Origin of the sequence: Bittarella massiliensis (ex Durand et al. 2017), from assembly GCF_017566145.1 — a bacterium.
GTDB lineage: Bacteria > Bacillota > Clostridia > Oscillospirales > Ruminococcaceae > Bittarella > Bittarella massiliensis_A.
On sequence record NZ_JABFCL010000272.1, the window covers coordinates 1 to 217 of the forward strand.

Below are 217 nucleotides of genomic sequence, written 5' to 3' on the forward strand. Positions count from 1 at the left end.
CCAATCTTGTCCGAAATATGCTTCACTACCGAAAGATCGTGTGCAATAAAAAGCATCGTTAGTCCCTGTTCTTTCTGAAGCTTCATCAGAAGATTGACAATTTGCGCCTGAATCGATACATCCAGCGCAGAGATCGGCTCATCACAGAATAAAAACTTTGGGTTCACTGAAAGTGCCCTGGCGATCCCAATCCGCTGTCTCTGTCCACCAGAAAACT

General features: G+C 45.2%; 1 protein-coding gene. It reads right to left on the reverse strand.

Annotation, left to right across the window (positions count from 1 at the left end; translation table 11 throughout):
• Nucleotides 1-217, reverse strand: a 217-nt coding sequence (locus HJY11_RS14305; RefSeq protein WP_208076539.1) for an ATP-binding cassette domain-containing protein, incomplete at both ends; no start/stop codon positions are given.